The sequence below is a fragment of the Brevibacterium sp. genome (assembly GCF_052105255.1).
GTDB lineage: Bacteria > Actinomycetota > Actinomycetes > Actinomycetales > Brevibacteriaceae > Brevibacterium > Brevibacterium linens_B.
Genome location: NZ_JBQDYQ010000035.1, coordinates 27,334 through 33,997 on the forward strand (window position 1 = coordinate 27,334; position 6,664 = coordinate 33,997).

The following is a 6,664-nucleotide window of genomic DNA, read 5'->3' on the forward strand; positions in this document are numbered from 1 at the left end:
TCCTCAGAGGCGATGTCTGTCCGCATGGGCGGCGACATCGACCAGCTCGTCGGCGGTGGGGGACAGAGGCGTATGCGGATTCGCATCGGAATAGTAGGCGGCGAACGCCTCGGCGACGGAATCGATCGTCACCTCCGGATGGACCTCACTGATCGATCCGCCCGTGGACGGATCCCAATCGATCCCGAGGGCGGCTTCGACATCGGTGAGTACCGCGCGGATCGGAATCGGATCCTCGACGACGACGGACGACGAGAACAGCCAGGCACCGGAGACCACACGCTGGGCGGTGCCGATCGCCTTGATCCGACCAGCCACGTTGACGCTGTGCTCCCCCGGACAGTATTCGCCGGGAATCTCGCCGAGGCGGGCATCGATGCCCAGCCCGCGCAGCACCTCGACATAGTCCTGGCCGAAACCGGTGAACCGGGCATTGGTGTTCGTGATGAATGAATCACTCGGTTCGATGTGATCGATGACCAGCGACCCCGGATGGTAGGCAGCCGCGCGCCCACCGAGGCTGCGCAGAGCAGGCGTGAAGCCGTGGTCCCGGGCCGCTTCGACGGCGGTGGCGAAACCGGGCAGGAAACGATCCCGGACACCGAACGCCAAGGTCGGGGCCGGTCGGTACATCCGCAGAGTCGCCCCGCGACGTCCGGCCTTGACCGAATCGAGAAGGACGCGGGCGAATGCGAGTTCCTCCACCGGGCCCAAGCCGTCTGCGGCCACCGTGGTCATCGCCTGTGAGTCTGTGTGCACGAGTTCAAGAGTAGAGGATCGGCAGACGTCGGTCCGGTTCGGGTTGTCGCAGATCGCACTCGTTTCCAAGAGATATGTCAGTTCGGGCAGATAGTGTAGAGCTGTGAGCATGTTGACGACTACAGGACACCGACTGCCCGGAGCCCCCGGCCGCCTGGTCACCGAGACCGCCGCCTGGGGTGCCCTGATCGTTCTTGTCGCGATCAGCTATGTCGTGGCAGGAACCAGCGGACTCGTCGCGACGGTGGGCGGACGCGCGTACACCGCCATGGGGGAGTCGCTGAGCGCCGGAGGATTCGACAACCAGATGGGCAGTCTGTCTCTGCTCATCGTCTTCGGCCTCTCCTGCGCCGGCCTGTTCATCCCCGCCAAGGTGTTCGCCTCCCGACCTCCGGCCGTGCGCAAGACCGCTCTGAGCATCTCTGCGATCATCGAAGCCGTACTCCTCGTCGTCCTCAGCCTCGCTCCCAGTGCGTGGCTGACGTGGGTCGCGGCCCTGTTCCTCGGCGCCGTGGTGGGCCTGCTCATGAGCATCAACCCGTTCAGACACGAGAAGCCGTGGCGCCGCGTCGGCATTCCCGCGGCCGTCCTCGTCTTCGTCTCCTGTGCCTTCCAGATCCTCGGCGGCTCCGCAGCAGGAACCCAAGCTCTCGGCTGGGTGTCTCTGCTGGTGGGCATCGGCATGGCCGCCGGTTCCGTCATCATCTTCCTGACCCCCGAACGGGCTCTGCACGCGGAATCCGCGACGACCGGACAGTTCCCCGAACTCAAGGCTCGGGTCGCCCGTCCCGCCGAGGCGATTGCGAACCCGTGGGTGTGCATCGGCCTCTTCGCCGCCCTCGGCGCGACCTTCATGCTCGCTCAGCCGACTGCGATCGGCCACGGCTACGGTCAGGCCGGTTTCGCGGTCATCATCGCCTGCTGCCTCGTCGGCTGGGCCATCGGATTCGAGATGGGGCCGACCTTCGCTCCCGGAATGTCCCGTCCGCGCGTGTCCACTTTCGCTCTGCTCGTCTCCGGTGTGCTCCTCCTGGCCACCGGCAGCATCAACGAGCTCTCTGGCAAGGTCGTTCTCTCGGCGGCGATCGCGTTCCTCGTCGGCATCGGCGTGCGCGCTCAGCCCTATGACTTCTCCCGCCGCTACGGTGCCGTCGCCGGCGCCGGCCTGGCCTTGGTGATCAACGCACTCGACCTCGGCGGCACGGTCGAAGTCGGCTCGAGCCCCGACTGGGTGCTGGCGCCCAGCGACGTCGCATTCATCGTCTTCGGCATCGCCGCTCTCATCGCCGGAATCATCGGACTCTTCACCTTCGACCCGCACAGACTGCAGGGTCTGTCCGTCGACATCGTCCACGGATTCCGTCCGCCCAGCCAGCCGGAGACCGCGTCCGGCGGCCTCGGGAACTCCGCCGAACGCCTCGGCACCGGGTTCTTCATCGCCATCGAGGGCGGAGACGGTTCGGGCAAATCCACGCAGATCAAACGCATCTCCGCTGCCCTGGCCGATGACGGTTATCACGTGGAGTCCACGCGCGAACCCGGCGGCACCGAACTGGGCACGAAGATCCGCTCCGTCCTCTTCGACTCGGATCCGCCGAGTCCGCGCACCGAAGCCCTGCTCTTCGCCGCCGACCGTGCCCACCATGTGGCATCCCTGGTCGACCCCAGCCTCGATGCCGGAAACATCGTCATCACCGACCGGTACATCGATTCGACGATCGCCTACCAGTCGGCCGGCCGCAGCTTCGACGAGAAGACGATCCTCGCGCTCAGCCGCTGGGCCACCCAGGGGCTCGTGCCGAACCTGACGATCGTCCTCGACATCGAACCCGAGGCCGCGGCCGAGCGGATGGGCAAACGCGGCGACAGCAACTATCTTGACGAGGAGAACCAGCAGTTCCATCAGCGCGTGCGCCAGACCTACCTGTCCCGTGCGCATAAGGAACTCGACCGGTATGTCGTCCTCGACGCTTCGGTCGACGCCGATGAGCTCACCGAACAGATCCTCGCAGCCATCCGCGCCAGGCTTCCGCAGACGCTGGTCAAACGCGATACCGGCACCGAGGCGGCCCCCGCCTCAACGTCGACGGCTGAGGCCGACAACGGACCAGAACGCAGTTCCGTGCCGCTCGCTGCCGTAGCCGCCGGGACCGTGCCCGACGACGGCACGGCCGAGGCAGACGACGGCTCCGACGACGCCCACTCCGGCGACAGCTCTGCAGACTCGGTCGATGCCCGCGAGACTGAAGACGACGCCGTCGATGGCAGCGAAGCAATAGGCGAAGCAGCCGCTGATGCAACAGACACCGACGATATCGACGATGCGGTGCACGAACGCGGACCGCGCTTCGTCCCGGCCTCCAGCGATCGGTTCGTTCCCTCTGCGATCACCGACGCCGAGGCCGAGATCTCCGGTGCGGTTCCCACCGAACGCGTCGACCTCGGGGCCGATCTGCGGGAGGATCCGGCCGCCTCGGCGAATGTGGAACGCTCCGCCGCTTCCGCATCCCCGGCATCCGCGGATGAGAATGCGGACCGGGATTCTGAAGGCGACGAGGAGGAACTTCCGTCCTTCTTGGAACCGAAGGGCTCGCATCGTTCAGATGAGGCCCCGAACCGTTCCGACGAGGACGCGGCGACCACGGTGCTGCCGGCCAGCGTGACCGACTCGGAGGCGCTCGTCGACGACAGCGACGAGGCCGATCGGGTGCCGACGGACCGAATCGCCACGGACGAGAATGCTGAGACTCGGATCGTCAACCGCGTCGACCCCGAAGACGCCGAAACTCGCATTGTCCACCGTGCCGATCCACCTGCCGAAACCGGAACGGATGACGCAGCAGGCGACTCGGTCGACGGCGGGGACGCGGAGACCACGGTTCTGCCAGCCCGCACCGCCCGCGAGATGAGCCGTGAACGACTGCAGGCTCAGGCCGAGATCGAACGGCAGGCTCGGGAGCGCTTGCGTCGGCAGCGCGAACGCAGCAACCGTCGCTTCACCAACCGGGAGGATTCCTGAAGTGAGCGTCTTCGACGAACTCGTCGGCCAGGATGACGTCATCACCCAGCTCGGCTATGCCCTGGACAACCCGGCGGCGATGACCCATGCGTGGCTATTCACCGGTCCTCCCGGTTCGGGGCGGTCGAACGCGGCACGCGCTTTCGCCGCCGCGCTCATCTCCGGGGGCACGGAATCGAACGATGCGACCGCCCGGGTGCTGTCGGGCCATCACGAGTCTCTGACGATCATGTCGACGCAGAAGTCGGTCATTTCGATCGAAGAGGTCCGCGAGCTCGTGTCCAAGGCACAGGCGTCGCCGATGAACTCGAAATGGCGTGTCGTCATCATCGAAGATGCCGATCGGATGATGGAGCGCACGGCGAACGTGCTGCTCAAAGCCATCGAAGAGCCGCCTCCGGGAACCGTGTGGCTGCTGTGTGCGCCGAGTCCGATCGATGTCCTCACCACCATCCGGTCGCGGTGTCGACCGGTGCGTCTGCGCATCCCCTCTCGGGACGCTGTGGCGCAGCTGCTGATGCAGCGTGACAACGTCTCCGAGGACCGTGCTCATTGGGCTGCGGCCGTGGCTCAGAATCATATCGGGCGCGCGAAGTATCTGGCGCTCAACGAGTCGGCCGATGCCGAACGCAAGCAGATCCTCGCCATCCCGGGCAAGCTCACTTCCGTGGGGGCGACGATCCGTTTGGCCGGTCGCATCGTCGATGCCGCCGCAGAGACCGCGAAGTCACGGGTCGAAGAGCGCAATGCCGCCGAACGGACTCAGCTTCTGACCACATTGGGCGTCGAAGGGGAGAAAACGATTCCGCCTTCGGCCAGAGCGCAGATCAGAAAGCTTGAGGAGGAGCAGAAACGCCGTTCGGTGCGGGCCCGCAACGATGAGCTCGACCGGATCTTCCTCGAGCTGATGAGCCTCTACCGCGACATCCTCATGTACCAGCTGGGGATCCGAGACGGATGGATCAACGCCGGCAAAATCGATCTCATCGCCGAACAGGCGAACCGTGACGGGCCCGATACCACGCTGCTGCGCATCGATGCGATCACCGAGGCCCGGCAGCGCCTGCAGACGAACATGTCGCCTGTGCTCATCGTCGAAGCAGCCTTCGTGCTGCTGTCGAACCCCTGGCTGCAAGAGGACCGCACGGGCGCACTCTGATCGCCGACGGTTGAGCGCGCCGGGGGAGTGGCCGAATGCTCAGGCGTCGCCGAGGAGTTCTGCGACGAGTGCCGCGGTGAGTTCGATGCGGCGGGGAATCCAGATCTGCAGAGCGTGTTCGGTCCGGGCGTGGGAACCTCCGCCGACGGTGCCGAGTCCGTCGAGGGTCGGCGTCCCGACTCCGGCGGTGAAGTTGCCGTCCGATCCGCCGCCGACTGCGACCGACCTCAACGGGGGATGCCCGAGTCGTCCTGCCAGTCGTTGGGCACGGGCATAGAGGCCCATCGCCATGTCCTCTTCGAGCGGGGCGCGGTTGATTCCGCCCTTGAGTTCGATCTTTGCACCGGCCACGGTGGGCGTCAGGGCGTGCAGAGCGTCGTCGATGCGGACCTGTTCGTCCGCCGAGGCAGCTCGGGAGTCGATTCCGACGATGGCCTTGGCAGGCACGGTGTTCGTGGTTGATCCGCTGGTCATCACGGTCGGGACGACTGAGGTGCCGACCGAGGGTTTGTGAAGTGCCGCGATGTCGATGACCTGGTTGGCCACTTCGATGGTGGCGTTGATGCCCTTTTCCGGTTCGACTCCGGCATGTGAGGCCAGACCGGTGACTTCGAGCTGGTAGATCGCCACTCCCTTGCGCGCGATCTTGACGGCACCGTCGGCGGCGCCGCTTTCGAACACGAGAGCCGCCTTCGCTCCGCGCGCTTCGTCTTCAATGATCTGCCGGGAACCAGGGGAACCGAGTTCTTCATCGGCGGTGATGAGGAGGCTGACGCCGTCGAGTCTGCCGAGTTCGGCGCGGACCTTTGCCAACGCATAGATGGCGATGAGCAGTCCGCCCTTCATATCATCGGCGCCGGGTCCGCGGACCACTCCGTCCTTGACCGAATACGGGAAGTCGGCAAGGGTGCCAGTGGGCCAGACGGTGTCATGGTGGCCGATGAGCACGACCTTGCGCAGTCCGGTGCCGAAGCGCCACAGAACATGCGGGTGACCGTCGGTCTCGATGATCTGAGGTGCGGCACCGAGCATTCCTGTGCCGATTCGCGAGACGAGTCGGGCACTGCGGGCCAGGGAAGAGAGGTCGTTGGAGAACGACTCGCATTCGATGAGCGCCTGGAAATCACTCATGAAGTCGTCGGAGTCGATCTCTGCCATGGATGTCTCACCTTCTCGCTTGTCAGCCAACTGTCCTTTCCAGGTTAACCGGTGCCCGATTGCGGCCCGGCGGCACCCGCTCAGGTGCGGGGCAGGTGCTCGGTTGTCACCTGCCGGCACGGGGTGACGAAGCTCTCTGTCGGAACCGTCCAGGATGGCATTCGTCGTTTTGACCACCGGCAGAGAAGTTGGCTAAAGTTGGTTCGGTTGCCGCCTTAGCTCAGTCGGCAGAGCGATTCACTCGTAATGAATAGGTCGCGGGTTCGATTCCCGCAGGCGGCTCGGCAACATCACCCCAGGTCAATGGCCTGGGGTGTTTCCGTTACTGGCAGGGACTGCTGAAGGTTTGGTTGACTTCACGACTGGATAAATTCCAGGAAGGATAGAAGTCATGCCAAAGATCTACACCGATGAGTTCAAGCAATCAGAGCTCGAGCTCTTGGACGATGGAATGACCCAGAAGCAGGTGTGTGCCGACCTCGGTATCTCGAAGTCAGCTCTCCAGGCCTGGGTGCGTGACTCGCGGCTACGCGAGCACGGACTCGAGCCCTCCCGTGATGTCGAGGAGT

Annotated in this window: 5 protein-coding genes and 1 tRNA gene; 4 read left to right on the forward strand and 2 right to left on the reverse strand. The window is 65.1% G+C overall.

The window, feature by feature from the left end:
• Positions 1–3 precede the first annotated feature (3 nt).
• A complete protein-coding gene (locus ACTIIH_RS10715; protein WP_441451714.1) occupies positions 4–759 on the reverse strand; it encodes a lipoate--protein ligase family protein in 756 nt (251 codons plus the stop codon).
• A 109-nt stretch (positions 760–868) separates the two neighbouring features.
• On the opposite strand from ACTIIH_RS10715, the gene tmk reads away from it, so the two are divergent.
• Complete coding sequence (gene tmk / locus ACTIIH_RS10720) at positions 869–3,778, forward strand: dTMP kinase (RefSeq protein ID WP_441451715.1); 2,910 nt, start codon at positions 869–871, stop codon at positions 3,776–3,778.
• Position 3,779: 1 nt separating this feature from the next.
• Complete coding sequence (locus ACTIIH_RS10725) at positions 3,780–4,937, forward strand: DNA polymerase III subunit delta' (protein ID WP_441451716.1); 1,158 nt, start codon at positions 3,780–3,782, stop codon at positions 4,935–4,937.
• A 39-nt stretch (positions 4,938–4,976) separates the two neighbouring features.
• Here the strand turns inward: ACTIIH_RS10725 and ACTIIH_RS10730 are convergent, their stop codons facing one another.
• Complete coding sequence (locus ACTIIH_RS10730; protein WP_441451717.1) at positions 4,977–6,095, reverse strand: M20/M25/M40 family metallo-hydrolase; 1,119 nt, start codon at positions 6,093–6,095, stop codon at positions 4,977–4,979.
• A gap of 209 nt (positions 6,096–6,304) precedes the next feature.
• On the opposite strand from ACTIIH_RS10730, the gene ACTIIH_RS10735 reads away from it, so the two are divergent.
• Together ACTIIH_RS10735 and ACTIIH_RS10740 are read left to right on the forward strand one after the other, a co-directional pair.
• Positions 6,305–6,377, forward strand: a tRNA-Thr gene (locus ACTIIH_RS10735).
• 109 nt (positions 6,378–6,486) lie between these two features.
• The coding region (locus ACTIIH_RS10740) for a transposase (RefSeq protein WP_441451718.1) at positions 6,487–6,664 on the forward strand (178 nt) is incomplete at its 3' end.

Bases quoted from the DNA above. Each gene is read 5' to 3' on its own strand.
- tmk (WP_441451715.1), top strand. From the start codon at position 869: ATGTTGACGACTACAGGACACCGACTGCCCGGAGCCCCCGGCCGCCTG.
- ACTIIH_RS10730 (WP_441451717.1), bottom strand. From the start codon at position 6,095: ATGGCAGAGATCGACTCCGACGACTTCATGAGTGATTTCCAGGCGCTC.